The 14,596-nt window shown below is 69.6% G+C and carries 13 protein-coding genes and 1 tRNA gene; 6 read left to right on the forward strand and 8 right to left on the reverse strand.

All coding sequences use genetic code 11. The features are described 5' to 3' along the window. Window positions 1-115: 115 nt before the first annotated feature. A complete protein-coding gene (locus tag AB0D14_RS00995) occupies window positions 116-2,116 on the reverse strand; it encodes a cellulose synthase catalytic subunit (protein WP_362772756.1) in 2,001 nt (666 codons plus the stop codon). Between the two features lie 322 nt (window positions 2,117-2,438). After that, window positions 2,439-3,149, reverse strand: a complete 711-nt coding sequence (locus tag AB0D14_RS01000) for a FadR/GntR family transcriptional regulator (RefSeq protein WP_362772759.1) — start codon at window positions 3,147-3,149, stop codon at window positions 2,439-2,441. Window positions 3,150-3,400: 251 nt separating this feature from the next. Here AB0D14_RS01000 and AB0D14_RS01005 point away from each other — a divergent pair, with 251 nt between their 5' ends. From AB0D14_RS01005 to AB0D14_RS01025, 5 genes are all read left to right on the forward strand, one after another. Beyond that, a complete protein-coding gene (locus AB0D14_RS01005) occupies window positions 3,401-4,777 on the forward strand; it encodes a peptidoglycan-binding protein (protein WP_362772762.1) in 1,377 nt (458 codons plus the stop codon). A gap of 58 nt (window positions 4,778-4,835) precedes the next feature. Further along, window positions 4,836-6,065: an SPFH domain-containing protein gene (locus AB0D14_RS01010; RefSeq protein WP_362772765.1), complete on the forward strand. Its 1,230-nt coding sequence runs from the start codon at window positions 4,836-4,838 to the stop codon at window positions 6,063-6,065. Then, window positions 6,052-6,828, forward strand: coding sequence for a nucleoside/nucleotide kinase family protein (locus AB0D14_RS01015; RefSeq protein WP_362772767.1), 777 nt, complete (start codon window positions 6,052-6,054; stop codon window positions 6,826-6,828). Before AB0D14_RS01010 ends, AB0D14_RS01015 begins: the two co-directional genes overlap by 14 nt. Before the next feature lie 154 nt (window positions 6,829-6,982). After that, complete coding sequence (locus AB0D14_RS01020; protein WP_362772770.1) at window positions 6,983-7,627, forward strand: lytic polysaccharide monooxygenase; 645 nt, start codon at window positions 6,983-6,985, stop codon at window positions 7,625-7,627. Between the two features lie 97 nt (window positions 7,628-7,724). Then, window positions 7,725-9,452, forward strand: a complete 1,728-nt coding sequence (locus tag AB0D14_RS01025) for an AMP-binding protein (protein WP_362772773.1) — start codon at window positions 7,725-7,727, stop codon at window positions 9,450-9,452. A 115-nt stretch (window positions 9,453-9,567) separates the two neighbouring features. Here the strand turns inward: AB0D14_RS01025 and AB0D14_RS01030 are convergent. The 6 genes from AB0D14_RS01030 to ehuB form a co-directional block, all read right to left on the reverse strand. Continuing rightward, a tRNA-Lys gene (locus AB0D14_RS01030) sits at window positions 9,568-9,641 on the reverse strand. Between the two features lie 120 nt (window positions 9,642-9,761). Beyond that, window positions 9,762-10,520, reverse strand: a complete 759-nt coding sequence (locus AB0D14_RS01035) for an IclR family transcriptional regulator C-terminal domain-containing protein (protein ID WP_362772776.1) — start codon at window positions 10,518-10,520, stop codon at window positions 9,762-9,764. A gap of 273 nt (window positions 10,521-10,793) precedes the next feature. Next, window positions 10,794-11,564, reverse strand: coding sequence for an ectoine/hydroxyectoine ABC transporter ATP-binding protein EhuA (gene ehuA / locus AB0D14_RS01040; RefSeq protein ID WP_362773141.1), 771 nt, complete (start codon window positions 11,562-11,564; stop codon window positions 10,794-10,796). A gap of 85 nt (window positions 11,565-11,649) precedes the next feature. Then, the gene (gene ehuD / locus AB0D14_RS01045) at window positions 11,650-12,300 is read right to left on the reverse strand and encodes an ectoine/hydroxyectoine ABC transporter permease subunit EhuD (RefSeq protein WP_362772779.1); all 651 of its coding nucleotides are present in this window, start codon (window positions 12,298-12,300) and stop codon (window positions 11,650-11,652) included. After that, window positions 12,297-13,016: an ectoine/hydroxyectoine ABC transporter permease subunit EhuC gene (gene ehuC, locus AB0D14_RS01050; protein ID WP_362772781.1), complete on the reverse strand. Its 720-nt coding sequence runs from the start codon at window positions 13,014-13,016 to the stop codon at window positions 12,297-12,299. Before ehuC ends, ehuD begins: the two co-directional genes overlap by 4 nt. After that, on the reverse strand, window positions 13,013-13,861 hold the full coding sequence (gene ehuB, locus AB0D14_RS01055; RefSeq protein ID WP_362773143.1) for an ectoine/hydroxyectoine ABC transporter substrate-binding protein EhuB: 849 nt from the start codon (window positions 13,859-13,861) through the stop codon (window positions 13,013-13,015). The genes ehuC and ehuB overlap by 4 nt, the downstream gene beginning before the upstream one ends. A 184-nt stretch (window positions 13,862-14,045) precedes the next feature. Here ehuB and AB0D14_RS01060 point away from each other — a divergent pair, with 184 nt between their 5' ends. Next, entirely contained in the window at window positions 14,046-14,546 is a 501-nt protein-coding gene (locus tag AB0D14_RS01060) for a DUF3830 family protein (RefSeq protein ID WP_362772784.1), read from the forward strand. Window positions 14,547-14,596 lie beyond the last annotated feature (50 nt).

Raw genomic sequence — 14,596 nt, forward strand, 5'->3', positions numbered from 1 at the left:
GCCGGCGACGTCGCCGGGGGCGAGGTTCACGGCGGAGCAGCCGCGGGCCTCAGAGCCGGAGTCCTGACGCAGGCTCTCAGTCCCCCGGTTCAGTCCCCCGACTCAGTCCTCCGGTTCAGTCCCCGGACGGACGGTGCTGACCTCCGAGGGAGATCTGTACGGTCTGGTCGTTTCCCCCGCCCGACGCCCAGCTCGGCCTGTGCTGGGGTGCGTGGGGTGCGTGAGGCGTGGGGGGAGCGGCCGGGGACTGCTTGGGCTGGAGGGGGATCCGGCTGTCGTGTACGGGCGCCGGGGGCTCCGGGGGAGCACCGTCGCGGTGCTTCCTCCCCTTCTTGTCCTGTCGCATCATCCAGCGCCAGGCGAACATCGGCGAGGCCGTGATGAACAGCGCGAACGTCGCCCAGGTGATCATCGCCGGGTGGGCGTGACCGTAGACGAAGCCGGCGGTGATCGAACCGCCGAAGATGGCTATGAAGTACCAGTGGTACCTGAACGTCCCGAACCAGGTGTCGGGGCTCGCGGAATCGCCCTTCGGTGTGACCACGAACTTGCTCTTGCGCCGCAGTATCGCGTCGAGCAGCGCCTTCGCGTACAACGGCGCCGACAGCGCGGACATGATCATGCCGGCCACGCCGCCGGAGCCCTCCGGCTCGTGCGGCGACACGTTGTGGCGGCGGTTCCAGACGTAGAGGCCGATCTGCAGCGCGGAGGCGTTGCCGTAGAGCATCAGCCAGATCGCCGGGTCGATGTTCACACCCGAGGCGCCCAGCCCCAGGAACAGGGCGCAGCTCAGCGCGGCCAGGATCCAGTTGAGGGCCGACATCGGGTAGAAGATGATCATCATCGTGTAGTTGAAGAACTTACTCGGCGGCAGCGAGTAGGTGCCCTTCCAGTACTGCTTGAGGATCGTCTCGTACGTACCCCGCGACCAGCGCATCTGCTGGGTGAAGAAGTCCGTCCAGGCGTTCGGGCCCTCGCCGACCGCGAGGACGTCCGGGGTGTAGACCGAGCGCCACTTCTTGCCCGTCACCGGGTTCTTGTGGCGGTGGATCTCGAAACCGGTCGCCATGTCCTCGGTGATCGAGTCGTACAGGCCGCCGATCTGCTTCAGCGTCTTGATGCGTACGGCGTTCGAGGTGCCGACGAACATCGGCGAGCCGTAGGCGTTGCCCGCCCGCTGGATCAGCGCGTGGAACAGGAACTGCTGCGACTCGGCGGCCTTGGTGATCGGGTTGTCGTAGTTGCCGTAGACCTGCGGGCCGATCACGAAGCCGATGTTCGGGTCGCGGAAGAAGCCCAGCATCCGCTCCAGGTAGTTGGGCAGCGGGACGTGGTCGGTGTCGACGGAGGCGAAGAAGTCGTAGTGGTCGCCGTGCGCGTCCAGCCAGGCGTTGTAGTTGCCGTGCTTGGTCTTGGCGCGGTGCGGGCCCTTCTTCTGGTTCCACTTCTCGACGCCCTTGCGGGAGAAGTGGTGCACACCCAGGCGTTCGCAGACCGCCTTCACCGCGGGGTCGTCGCCCTCGTCCAGCAGCCAGACGTGCATGAGGCCGCGGTGGCGGATCCTGACCGCGGCTTCCAGGGTCTTCGTCACCATCTCCAGCGGCTCCTTGCCGGGCACGAAGGAGGTGAGGAAGGCCACTCTCGTGCCGGACTCGGGCACCACCGGGATCGGGTCGCGGGCGACCAGCGTGGCGTGCGCGTTCGACAGCACGTTCATGCAGCGGAACAACTCGATCAGACCGATCGAGACGAGCATCACTATGTCGAGCGCGGGCAGGAAGTCGTAGGCGGGATAGTCCCGGTCGGTCCAGTGCGCCGGCTGGAGCAGCCAGCCGAGCAGCACGAGGGACAGGAGCGGGGCGGCGCCCAGCATCAGGGCGGCGCGCAACCGGTGCGGCTCCTGCGAGAGGAGCGTGCGGTACTGCACCTTGTACGGCTTGCCCGGATCCGGCTGGGTAAGAGGACCTGCGAGTCGGCTGTAGTGCTCGTAGTCGTATCTCGGCAGGTTCTTCTTGATTCTGCGGAAAGTGCCGGTCCGCGTCTGTGACGGCACCCTCAGCTGGGTGGTCTCGGACGGATCGGAATTCTGCCGGGCGCCCGTCGGCGTCGACGTCATGAATCATCCCCCCACACGCGAGTTTCCGCGTGCTCGTTGTTCCCTTCGCCGGCGGGGCCCCCTAGACCCGCACAGGCGTATCAACAGCAGGCCCCCGTCACCACATCGTCCACATACCTTATAGACATGGTGAAGCGGCCTTCCGGTTGCATGATGCCCCCCTCGGCATCCGTTCACGAACGGGTCCCCAATCCCCGCCTTCGGACTCAACCGGTTCCAAGCCCCCAACTGCGTTGTAACCGCAGCCTCTTGTAGCCCAGGGTTCTACGCCGTTCGCCATGATCACAAGATGCGAAACAAGGTGTTTACCGGTCATACGGGCTCATTGGGGTGCCTGCTGGTCCCGTCTGGCCATGTTTGGTCCCGTTGCTGTCAACCGCATACGGATGTTGCCGAAGTGTTCCCTTATGGCGTCTTCTGCCCTGTTCGCGTCGCCGGAGCGCACCGCGTCGAGGATCTCCCGGTGCTGTCGGCAGGTGACCCGCGGGTCCTGCGGAAGATCCACGAGATCCGTGCGCACGCGGTGGAAGGCGTCCCAGAACGCCTCCAGGAGCTCGCTCAGGAGCAGGTTGCCCAGGCCTCGGTAGAGGGTGGCGTGGAAGGCGCGGTCGGTCTCCGCGAGGCCGGTGCCGGCGGTGGCCTCGGCCTCCATGCGGTCGACCAGTGCGTCCAGTGTGGCCAGGTTCTCGGGTGATATCCGGCCCGCGACCTGGGAGACCAGTCCGGTCTCCACCACCTCGCGGAGCTGCAGCAACTGCAGCAGGCTGTCCTCGCCGCGGTAGTGCCCGGCGACCGTGCGGAAGGCCAGGCCCTCGATCACCGGCGCCATGGACATCGGCCCGACATACGTACCGAAGCCGTGCCGGATCTCGACGATGCCCATCGCCTGGAGAGCCTTGAGGGCCTCACGCACGGAGTTGCGGCCGGCGCCGAGCAGCTCCATGAGGTCGGGCTCGGTCGGCAGTACGGCGCCCGAGGGCAGCCGACGGTCGACGATGAGCTTCTTGATCTGCTCCTGGAGGTCGCGCGCCATGGCCAGAGGGTAGCGGGTCCCTCGCGGGTGCCTCCGGCCATGCGCGGGATGCCTCTGGGGCCGTGCGCGGGGTGCCTCTGGGGAGGCGCTCCGGGGAGGCGTGAACCCCCTGCCGACCCTGCCGGACGCATTCCGGTTACATCATTCGGACCGTCAACATGCGGCACCCGGAGACAGTTGAGAAACTGACGAACGTGCAGAAACGCGTAAATTTCCAGCAGGAGTACCAGCAGGAGTATGAGGGGAATCGCATGGCGGCTCCGGTATTCGAGGAACTCTCTCCCGAGAGCGACTGTGACTGCCCCGGATGTACGCACTGGCGGCAAGTGCTGCCCCATTCCGCGGCCGGCGGATTCGGCGGGCATCCGGCGGCCCGCTCCCCGGCCCGCGGACTCTCCCGGGCGGCCCCCGGACTCGCCCGGGCGGGCGGGACCCCCATGGCGCTAGCCCTCGCGGCGGCCGCGGGCACGGTGCTGGCGGGCTCCGTACCCGCCGTCGCCGCGGCGCACGCCCCGCAGCGGCCCGGCGTCCCCGCGGCCGACGACCCCGGCACGCCGCAGGGCGCCAGGGCCCCGCTGCATGGCCCCGGCGGCACTCCGACCACGGTCAAGGCACCCCTGATGACTCGGGCGGAGATCATCAACCGGGCCAAGAAGTGGGTCGACGCGGAAGTGCCCTACAACATGAACGCGTACTGGTCCGACGGCTACCGCCAGGACTGCTCGGGCTTCGTCTCGATGGCCTGGAACCTCGGCGGGAACGAATGGACGGGCAGCCTCGACACATACGGCGTCAAGATCGCCAAAGCGGAGCTCCAGGCCGGGGACATCCTGCTCTTCCACAATCCGGCCAACCCGGAGAAAGGGTCACACGTCGTCATTTTCGGCGGCTGGACGGACTACACGCAGAGCCAGTACGTCGCGTACGAGCTGACCCCTCCGCACGCCCGCAGGAAATCCACCCCTTACGCCTACTGGAGCAACGCGGACCGCTATGTCCCGTACCGCTACAAGGAGCTCAAGGTGGAAGCGGGCAGCGGCGGCGCGGGCGCCGTCACGCCCGCCACGGCCGCCTACCCAGGCGCGGACGCCTTCGGGCCCGGCGCGGACAACGCCTACATCACCCGGCTGGGACGGATGCTCGTCGGGCGGGGCGCCGGAGCGGCCTACCGCTCGGGGCCGGGGCCGCGCTGGTCGGACGCGGACCGGCGGGCGACCCGGGAGTTCCAGCAGGCACAGGGCTGGACCGGGGCGGACGCCGACGGGCTGCCGGGCCCGACGACCTGGTCGTACCTGGTGAACGGGAAGGGCCGGAACGTCAGGCCCGCGAACGTCGGGGGGGCCGGCACTTCCGCGCGGCCCGCGGCCACCGGCGTCGCCTCGCACGGCGTCCCCGGCTATCCCGGGCGGGCGCTGTTCCGGCCCGGTGCCGACAACTCCCATGTCACCCGGCTCGGGGAGGAACTGGTGAGCAAGGGATTCGGCACGTACTACACGCAGGGTCCGGGACCCCGCTGGGGCGAGGCCGACCGGCGCAACGTCGAGGCGTTCCAGCGCGCGCAGGGGTGGCGCGGCGGGGCGGCGGACGGCTACCCGGGACCGGAGACCTGGCGGCGGCTCTTCTCCTAGGGCACCTCTCTCCCTCTCTCATGGCTGTTCTTCCCGGCGCGGAGGCACGGAGGCACGTATGAGTACGACGACCACTTCACACTCCCCGGAGTCCGAGGGGACCCCCGAGGCGGGCGGCCGCGACGGCCGCGACGGCCGCGACGGTCGCGACGGTCGCGACGGTCGCGAGAAGGGTGGCCGCGGGACGCGGGTCATCCGGACCGAGGCGACCACCGAGATCCCGGTCCACCTGCTGTTCCGCGACGAGCCCGAGCCGGTGTCCGTACCGCTCGCGCCCGCCGTCGTGAGCCGTCGGCGCGGCACCGGCGAACAGCCGCGGATCGCCCGGCGCACACCGGCCCCGCTGCCGCCGAGGCCCGCGCCCGAGGTCGACCCCGACCTGGTGGAGCGGCCCGCGCGGGTGCTGCCGGGCACGGCCGGAGCGCTGGCCGGTGCCGTCGGCGCGACCGGATGTGTCCTGGCGTCGTGGTGGGCGGGTGTCCTGCCGCCGCTCGCCGTGGACGCGCTGGGCCTGCCGGCGCACACCGGCGCCGGGCTCGGCGGCCTTCAGTGGGCGATGCTCGCGGGGTGCGGTGCGCTCGGCCTGTTCGGGTTCGGCGGGCTGGCGCGCGGTCGCACCGGCCGGGCCTGGGTGCTCGGCCTCTTCGGCCGCTACCGGGGCACGGTCCGGCGCACCGGGCTCATGTGGGTGAACCCGCTGCTGCTGCGCCGCCGGATCGACGTACGGCTGCGGCACTGGCGCAGCGACCCGATGCCCGCGGTCGACGCGAACGGGGTCGCGCTGCGCGTCGTCGTGCTCGTCGTCTGGCGGGTGCGCGACACCGCCCGCGCCGCGCTCGGCGTCGAGGACCACCAGCGGTATCTGGGCGAGTGCGTGGAGGCGGCGCTCGCCCGGGTTCTCGCGCAGCTGCCTGCCGACGTCTCGCCGAACTCGCCGAACTCGCTGAGGGCGGCGGACTCCGCGACCCTGCGCAACACGGAGGCCGTCAGCGACTCGCTGACCCGTATCGTGGCCGCGGACGCGGCGGCGGCCGGCCTCCAGGTGTTCTCCGCGCAGCCGGTCGGTGTCGAGTACGCGCCCGAGATCGCCGCCGTGATACAGCGCCGCCGGATCGCGGCTCTGGACGCCCAGCACCGCGACACGCTCCTCACCTCGGTCGTCGACTCCGTCGAGGACACGGTGACCCGGCTGACCGTGCGCGGGCTCGTCGAACTGGACGACTACGAACGCAAGGCTCTGGTGAAGGACCTGACGGTGGCGTTCTATACGGGGCATGGAGATCGCTGACCACACCCCCGCCGGAGACCCCCTCACCCTTGCCGACCTCGCCTCGGACGCCTGGAGCCTGACCGAGGGCACGCCGCGTGCCGTTCTGGGCCTGGCAGGGCCGCCCGGCGCGGGCAAGTCGACCCTCGCCCGCGCCCTGGTCGCGCACCTCGGCGAGGGCGCCGCCTATCTGCCCCTCGACGGCTTCCACCTGTCCAACGCCCAGCTGGAACGCCTCGGCCTGACCGCCCGCAAGGGCTCCGAGCCGAGCTTCGACGTGTGGGGGTACGCCGACCTGCTGCGCCGGGTCCTCGACGAGACGGTCCGCGACATCTACGTACCGGACTACGACCGCGACCTCCACGAGCCCGTCGCCGCGCGGCACCTGGTGCCCCCGGCCGCCCGGCTCGTCGTCACCGAGGGGAACTACCTCGCCTGCGATTTGCCCGGGTGGCGGGACGCGTACGTGCTCATGGGGGAGTGCTGGTACGTGGAGGCGCCCGGGGACGTGCGGCAGAAGAGGCTGGTGGAGCGGCAGCTGGCGGGCGGGAGGGGCGAGGCGCAGGCGCGGGACTGGGTCGCGACCAACGACGACCCGAACGGCGAGCTGGTGGAGAAGTCGCGGGACCGGTGCCATCGGATCCTCTCCACGGTCGGCCTCTCCATGACCGGCCCGTCCGCGACCGGTCTCTCTGCGCCTGGTCGGTCCGTGACTGGCACCTCCACGACCGGCACCTCCGCGACTGGTCCTTCCACGACTGGTACGGACCCGTCGTCCTTTTGATATGGACACAGCCAAGTCGCGGCAATAATCTGATACTTGGTCTAGACCTGAATCATCGCTTCACCTTCACCTTCACCTCCCTCCTCACCCGCACGTATCGCGATGCGCACGCACGGCTCACGGAACTTCCCCCACGTTCTCCAGGAGCGGCAGCATGCGAAAAACTCCTCAGCCAGCCCCTCAGTCAACTCCCCCACCCCGAAAGCGGCTCAAGTGGTACGCCGCCGCCGTCGGGCTCGTCACCACCGGAGCGTTCGTGCTCTCCAGTGGCGGGGCCACCGGGCACGGCTACACCGATCTCCCCATCAGCCGGCAGAAGCTCTGTCAGAACGGCACCGTCACCAACTGCGGTGACATCCAGTGGGAGCCCCAGAGTGTCGAGGGCCCCAAGGGCTTCCCGGCGGCCGGGCCCTCGGACGGCCGGATCTGCTCCGCGAACCACACCAACTTCGGCGCGCTCGACAAGGCGACGGCGCCCTCGGGCGGTGCCTGGCCCACGACCAAGGTCAACGGCGGGCAGAGTTACACCTTCCGCTGGCAGTTCACGGCACGGCACTCCACGACCGACTTCAAGTACTACATCACCAAGAACGGCTGGAACCAGAACGCGGCGCTGACCCGGTCCGCACTGAACACCACCCCGTTCCTGACCGTTCCCTACAGCGGTCAGCCCCCGGCGACGCTCTCGCACAGCGGTACTCTGCCGTCCGGCAGGAGCGGGCACCACGTCATCCTCGCGGTGTGGACGATCGCCGACACGGGGAACGCGTTCTACGCCTGCTCGGACGTCACTTTCTGAACCGCGGGTAGGTTCCACGCGCGCCGGTACGACGGTGACGGCGTGCGTGGAGCTGCACCCTGTCAATCTGACGGACCGTCAATTATGGTGCGGCCTCATGGGAACCAGGAGCGTGGGGGCGGGCGCGGGTACCGTCGCGGAGCTCGTGCGGGAGCGGTGGGGCGACCACCGGCCGGGGCTGTGGTTCGAGGGGCGGTCCCTGACGCACCACCAGGTGGCCGCGGGTGCGGCGGCGCGGGCCGCGCTGCTGGGCGACCTGCTGCCGCCGGGCGCGGAACCGCACGTGGGGGTGCTGCTCGACAACACCCCTGAGTTCCCCCTCTGGCTGGGCGCCGCGGCCCTCGCGGGCGCGGCGGTCGCCGGGATCAACCCCACCCGCCGCGGCCCCGAACTCGCCCGCGACATCCTCCACACCGAATGCCGCGTCCTGGTCACCGAGCGGGCGCACCTCCCGCTCCTCGGCGGACTCGAACTCCCCGGTGTATGCGTGCTGGTGACCGATGAGCAGGCGTACGAGGATCTGCTCGCGCCGTATGCGGACGCGTGCCCCGAGCCGGGGAAGGCCACCCCGAAGAGCCGCTTCCTCCTGTACTTCACCTCCGGCTCGACCGGTGCGCCCAAGGCGGCGATCTGCTCACAGGGCAGGCTCGCGGCGGCCGGCCGGTCGCTGGTCGGCCAGTTCGGGGTGCGCGCGGACGACGTCCACTACATCTGCATGCCGATGTTCCACGGCAACGCGGTGATCGCCGACTGGGCACCCGCCCTCGCGGCCGGCGCGGGCGTGGCACTGCGGCGCCGCTTCTCGGCCTCGGGTTTCCTGGCGGACGTACGGGCGTACGGGGCTACGTACTTCACCTACGTGGGACGTGCCGTCCAGTACATCCTGCAGACCCCGGCCCGGGCCGACGACCGAGACAACCCGTTGCGCACGGGCTTCGGGACGGAGGCGGGGGCGGTGGACGCGGCGGCTTTCGAGGAGCGGTTCGGGGTGCGCCTGGTGGAGGGGTACGGGTCGTCGGAGGGCGGGGCGGCGATCCAGTGGACGCCCGGGACGCCCAGGGGCGCGATAGGTCGGGCGGCGCCCGGCGACGACCTCGCGGTGATCGACCCGGCGAGGGGCGCCGAGTGTCCCGCGGCGGCTTTCGGGGCCGACGGCCTGCTGCTCAACGGGCAGGACGCCATAGGGGAGCTGGTGAACCGCGGCCCCAACCCCTTCGAGGGATACTGGCGCAACCCGGCGGCGGAGGCGGCGCGGCGGCGACAGGGGTCCCCGGGGCCGGACGAAGCCGGGAGCGGGGGAGGCTGGTACTGGACCGGCGACCTCTTCTACCGGGACGCCGACGGGTTCCTCTACTTCGCGGGCCGTACGGACGACCGGCTCCGCGTCGACAGCGAGAACCTGGCCGCCGCGGTGATCGAGAACATCCTCGCCCGCTTCGAGGGCGCGGACGCCGTCGCCGTGTACGCGGTCCCCGACCCGGTGGCCGGCGACCAGGTCATGGCCACCGTGGCCGGCCCCTTCGGACCTCGCCCCGTCGACTCTCGCCCCTTCGACCCTCGCGCCTTCGAGGCCTTCCTGCGTGCCCAGCCGGACCTGGGCACGAAGATGGCCCCTCGCTTCGTACGGATCCTCGACCGTATGCCGGTCACCGCCACCAACAAGATCCACCGAGCGGGGCTGCGCCGCGAGGGCTTCCGGTGCGCGGATCCGGTGTGGTGGCGGCCGGCGGGGGAGTCGGAGTACCGGCTCCTGGACGAGGCTGACGTGGAGGGGCTGGTGGCCCAGTTCCGGGCGCGGGGGCGCGAGGAACTGCTGTCGAGGTAGGGCCGGTGCGGGTGATGCAGATGATGCGGGCGATGGGGGCAACGCACGGCAATGCGCGCGGCAACGCGAAAGGCCCCCGCTTTCGCGGAGGCCTTTCCTCTGTGTACCTCTTCTGTGCGCCGCCAGGGACTCGAACCCCGGACCCGCTGATTAAGAGTCAGCTGCTCTAACCAACTGAGCTAGCGGCGCGTGACTCTCGCCGACCGCTCTCGCGGTTGGCGACGAGGAAAATACTACCCGGTCCTCAGGGGTGCTCCGGACCACCCGCATGGACCGCGAGTCACTGGGAGGGGCAGGTCAGGGAGCTGCTCAGATCGCCAGGGAGAGCAGCACCGGTGCCGCGCCCCGGTTCAGGGTGTCCGCCGCCTCGCGCAGCCGGTGGGCGTGCTCCAGCGGGAGGGAGAGGGCGAGGCAGCCCACGGCCGAGCCGGCCGTGATGGGGACCGCCGCGCAGACCGTGCCGACCGCGTACTCCTGGAGGTCGAGCACGGGCACGGTGGGTGCCTGGGCGTCGAGCCGGGACAGGAAGACGCGCTCGTTCGTGATGGTGCGTGAGGTGAGGCGGGCCATCCGGTGTCGGGAGAGGTGGTCGCGCCGGCCGTTGAGGTCGAGCTGGCCGAGCAGGCTCTTGCCGATCGCACTGGCGTGGGCCGCGGAGCGGAAGTCCACCCACTCGTTGACCGCCGGGGTGGCCGGGCCGTCCGCGCACTGGGTGACGTGGATCTCGCCGTCCACGTAACGGCTCATGTAGACGGCGGCGCCGAGCGAGTCGCGCAGCCGGCCGAGGTTCCGCTGGAGCTGGGCGCGCAGGGCCTCGTCCCGGTCGCTCGCGGAGCCGAGCCTGTCGAAGGTGTCCCCGGTGACGTACGCACCGTCCGCGAGCTGCTCGACGTATCCCTCCCGGCGCAGCATCCGCAGGAGCGCGGTGAGGCGCTCGGCGCCGAGGCCGGTGTGGCGGGCGAGTTCGACGTCCGTGACGCCGGTGGTGTGCCGTGCGACGGTTTCCAGGACGCGCAGGGCACCCTGGGCCGAGTGGTACGGCGCGGTCGGCTCGTGCTTCAGGGCCACGGTTGTCCCCCTGCGCTTTTCGGCCCGGTGTGCACGTCGACGAAACGCACCTCGACCTGCACATCAACGCAGCCCGGACGGCCGGGCCCCCTCCACGATAGCCGCCGAGGCGGGTACCGGGAGGGGCTGTTGGCGAGATTGGTGGCGCGTTCCAGTCCCTCTCAACAGCGGCGCACTCCGCTGGCATATGCCAACGTCATGAACCGGCGGCCCGACCTCGGGCCTTTGTGCGTCCTTGGGCGTTCTCGGACGCCCTCGGGCGGTCCTTGTGCGTCACAGCACCGCGCCGAGGAACTCCCTGGTCCTGTCGTGCTCCGGGTCGCCGAAGATCTTCTCCGGCGGGCCGGACTCCAGAACCCGCCCGGAGTCGAACATCAGGACCTGGTCGGAGATGTCCCGGGCGAAGCTCATCTCGTGGGTCACACAGAGCATCGTGATGTCGGTGCTGCTCGCGATGTCCCGCAGTACGTCGAGCACGCCCACGACCAGCTCGGGGTCGAGCGCGGACGTCACCTCGTCGAGAAGCAGCACCTGTGGCCGCATCGCCAGGGCCCGTGCGATCGCGACGCGCTGCTGCTGCCCGCCCGAGAGCTGGCTCGGGTACTTGTCGATGTGCTCGGCCAGACCCACCAGGTCGAGCAGCTCGCGGGCCCGCTCCTCGGCCGCGTCCTTGGACATGCCGAGTACGGTGACCGGCGCCTCGGTGATGTTGCGCAGCACCTTCATGTTGGGGAAGAGGTTGAACTGCTGGAAGACCATCCCGATGTTCTTGCGGACCTCGCGGACGTGCTTCTCGCCGGCCGGGACCAGCTTGCCGTTCTTCTCCTCGTGGGTGAGGTAGTCGCCGCCCACCTTGATCGTGCCCTCGTCGGGCTTGAGCAGAGTCATCAGCAGCCGCAGGATCGTCGTCTTGCCGGAGCCGGACGGGCCGATCAGCGTGACGTGCTTGCCGGACGCGACGGAGAAGTCCAGCTCGTCGAGGACCGTGTTGCCGCCGAAGCGCTTGGTGACCTTGTCGAAGCGGATCAGCTCGCTGCCGTCCACCGCCGGATTGGCGCCCGAGTCGGTGACGGGGTCGGTGGTGGTGTCGGTGGCGGGCTCTTTCGCCAGCGGGGTCTCGGAAGGGGTGTCAGCGGACAAGACGTCGCTCCAGGGCTCGCATGAGGAGGGAAGCCGGATAGGAAATGAGGATGAAGGCCACCCCGATGACGGTCAGGGGCTCGGTGAACTGGAAGTTCTGCTGCGCGAACAGACGCGCCTCGCCGAGCATGTCGAGGACGGTGATCGCCATGAGCATCGGCGTGTCCTTGAGCATCGAGATGACGTAGTTGCCCAGAGCGGGCACCACCCGGCGGATCGCCTGCGGCAGGATCACCGCCGTCCAGGTCCGGGTCATGGGCAGGTTCAGTGCCGTGGCCGCTTCCCATTGGCCGACCGGCACGCCCTCGATCCCGGCCCGGTAGACCTGCATCGTGTACGTCGAGTAGTGCAGTCCGATCGCGACGACACCCGTGGTCATCGCGGAGAACGTGATGTTCCACTCGGGCAGCACATAGAAGAGGAAGAACAGCTGCACCAGCAGCGGGGTGTTGCGGATGAACTCCGTGACCACCCCGACCGGCCAGCGTACCCAGCGGGTCGGTGTGCGCATCAGCAGCGCCCACACCAGCCCGAGGGCGAAGGAGATCAGCGAGCCGAGCACCAGGGCCTGCAGGGTGACCAGCAGTCCGTCCCAGAAGTGCGGCATGAAGTCGCCGACGGCACTCCAGTCCCATGTCATACGGCACCTCCGCCGACTCCGGTGGTCTCCGGGCGGTGCAGCTCGGCCTGGGACACACCCTTCTCAGGAACCTCTCCGACTCCGGCCTTGAGCCGCTTCTCCAGTCCGCGCATGAGCCGCGTGAGGAGGAAGGCGATCACGAAGTAGATCAACAGGATGTACGTGTAGATCTCCGCGCTCTCCTGCAGCGCGAGCCGCACGAGGTTTCCGCTGAACGCCAGGTCGCCCATGCCCATCACGGACACCAGGGCGGTGCCCTTGAGCAGCTCGATCAGCAGGTTGGAGAAAGGCGGGATCATCTCCGGCACCGCCTGCGGAAGCAGGATCAGCCGCAACCGCTGCCAGGGCGTGAAGCTGAGCGCGATACCGCCCTCCAGCTGCGCCGGGTCGACGGAGTTCAGGGAGCCGCGCACGATCTCGGAGCCGTACGCCCCGTACGTCAGACCCAGCGCGAGTGTGCCCGCCCACATCGGGACCAGCTGCCAGCCGAAGGCGGGCGGCAGTACGAAGAACACCCAGAAGATCATGATCAGCGCCGAGGTGCCGCGGAACACCTCGGTGTAGAAGCCCGCGAGGAAGCGGACGATCCACAGCCGGTGGACGCGTGCGACACCCACCACGAAGGAGACGGCCGCGGCCAGCAGCGCGCTGAAAACCAGCAGCTGGACCGTGACCCAGATCCCCTTCAGTACTAGTTCCCAGAGTCCCGATGTCATCCGCCGCACAGCTCCTTCGCGGTCATATCGGTCATCTCGTTCTTGGTGAAACCGAAGGGACGGAGGACCCGGAGCAACTCACCGCTCTCCTTCATTTTCTTGAGTTCCACGTTGAAGGCGTCCCGCAGTTTCGTTTCTGTCGGGCGGAACGCGAAGCCGCCTCCGTCGGTGTGCGGCTTGCCGCCCACGAGGGGCGCGAACGGCTCGGTCGACTCCACCTTGCGGGACTTCTTGACGACCTCGCGGGTGGTCAGCGCCGTCCCGGCGAAGACGTCGACACGGCCCGCCTCGACGGCGTTCATGCCCGCTACCTGGTCCTGGACGATCAGTATGTCGCTTTCCTTGTAGCCGGCCTCGACCGCGTACTGGATCTCCGCGTAGCCGGTGCCGGTGGCGAATTTCGCCTTCGACTTCACGACGTCCTTGTAGTTGCGCAGGTTCTTCGGGTTGCCGTTGCGCACGATGAAGGCGTCGAGCATCTGGTAGTCGGGGTCGGAGAAGATCACCTGCGCACAGCGCTCGGCGTTGATGTACATCCCGGCGGCGACCACGTCGAACTGCTGGGACTTCAGACCGGGAATGAGCGAGCCGAACTCCGTGGGTACGGGCTGGACGCTGTCCACCCCCAGCCGCTTGAAGATGACCCTCGCCAGTTCCGGGGCCTCGCCCGTGAGCTCGCCGTCCTTGTCGATGTAGCCGAAGGGGATCTCACCGGCGATGCCGAGGCGTACGACACCCTGGGCCTTCAAGCGGTCCAGGAGGTCACCGCCGTCCTTGCCCGACGCTGTCGCCACCCGGCTGCAGCCGGCGGCGCCGAGCGCACCGAGCGCCGCGACACCGGCCAGCAGCGACCGGCGGCTCGCGCCGCGTGGGCTGTGGCGCCCTACGTCCGGCGAAGCTTCCTTCGAGTCGTTCCCAATTCGTGGAGCCATGGGCGCGTGGCTACCCCGGACGACGCAAAATATGCGCATCAGTTTGCGCCCCGCTTGCCGTGGCGGCGGTATTGACCCCGGGTGGACCATGGAAAGTATGGCTGACCGCTACATCGACGTGTCCCTGCCCAAGCGCGGAGTCCACTGCACGGCGAAGCTCCTCGACGACCGCGCGCCGATCACCTGCGAGGCGGTGTGGAACGCCTTGCCGCTCAGCGGAGACGTGTACCACGCCAAGTACGCCCGCAACGAGATCTACACCCTGCTTCCGGCCTTCGCGCCGGCCGAGCCACCGCTGGAGAACCCGACCGTCACTCCCATTCCGGGCGACCTCTGCTACTTCTCGTTCTCCGGCACGCAGCTGGGTTCGCAGGCGTACGGGTACGGGGGTGCCTCCGGCGTCCAGGCCGGTACGCCCGTGATCGACCTCGCGCTGTTCTACGAGCGGAACAATCTGCTGCTCAACGGGGATGTGGGGTGGGTACCGGGGATCGTGTGGGGGCAGATCGTGGAGGGGCTGGACGCGATGGCGGAGGCCTGTAACGACCTGTGGCGTGCGGGGGCGCTGGGGGAGTCGCTGAGTTTTCGGCGGGTGTGAGGGGCCCCGTCCCGGGGTGGGGTGCGGGTCCCGGGGTGGGCCCTGGTCCC

The organism is Streptomyces sp. NPDC048484, assembly GCF_040651415.1.
Classification (GTDB): domain Bacteria; phylum Actinomycetota; class Actinomycetes; order Streptomycetales; family Streptomycetaceae; genus Streptomyces.

Bases quoted from the DNA above. Each gene is read 5' to 3' on its own strand.
- AB0D14_RS01020 (WP_362772770.1), top strand. From the start codon at position 6,983: ATGCGAAAAACTCCTCAGCCAGCCCCTCAGTCAACTCCCCCACCCCGA.
- AB0D14_RS01010 (WP_362772765.1), top strand. From the start codon at position 4,836: ATGAGTACGACGACCACTTCACACTCCCCGGAGTCCGAGGGGACCCCC.
- AB0D14_RS01005 (WP_362772762.1), top strand. From the start codon at position 3,401: ATGGCGGCTCCGGTATTCGAGGAACTCTCTCCCGAGAGCGACTGTGAC.
- AB0D14_RS01015 (WP_362772767.1), top strand. From the start codon at position 6,052: ATGGAGATCGCTGACCACACCCCCGCCGGAGACCCCCTCACCCTTGCC.
- AB0D14_RS00995 (WP_362772756.1), bottom strand. From the start codon at position 2,116: ATGACGTCGACGCCGACGGGCGCCCGGCAGAATTCCGATCCGTCCGAG.
- ehuD (WP_362772779.1), bottom strand. From the start codon at position 12,300: ATGACATGGGACTGGAGTGCCGTCGGCGACTTCATGCCGCACTTCTGG.
- AB0D14_RS01000 (WP_362772759.1), bottom strand. From the start codon at position 3,149: ATGGCGCGCGACCTCCAGGAGCAGATCAAGAAGCTCATCGTCGACCGT.
- AB0D14_RS01025 (WP_362772773.1), top strand. From the start codon at position 7,725: ATGGGAACCAGGAGCGTGGGGGCGGGCGCGGGTACCGTCGCGGAGCTC.
- ehuC (WP_362772781.1), bottom strand. From the start codon at position 13,016: ATGACATCGGGACTCTGGGAACTAGTACTGAAGGGGATCTGGGTCACG.
- AB0D14_RS01060 (WP_362772784.1), top strand. From the start codon at position 14,046: ATGGCTGACCGCTACATCGACGTGTCCCTGCCCAAGCGCGGAGTCCAC.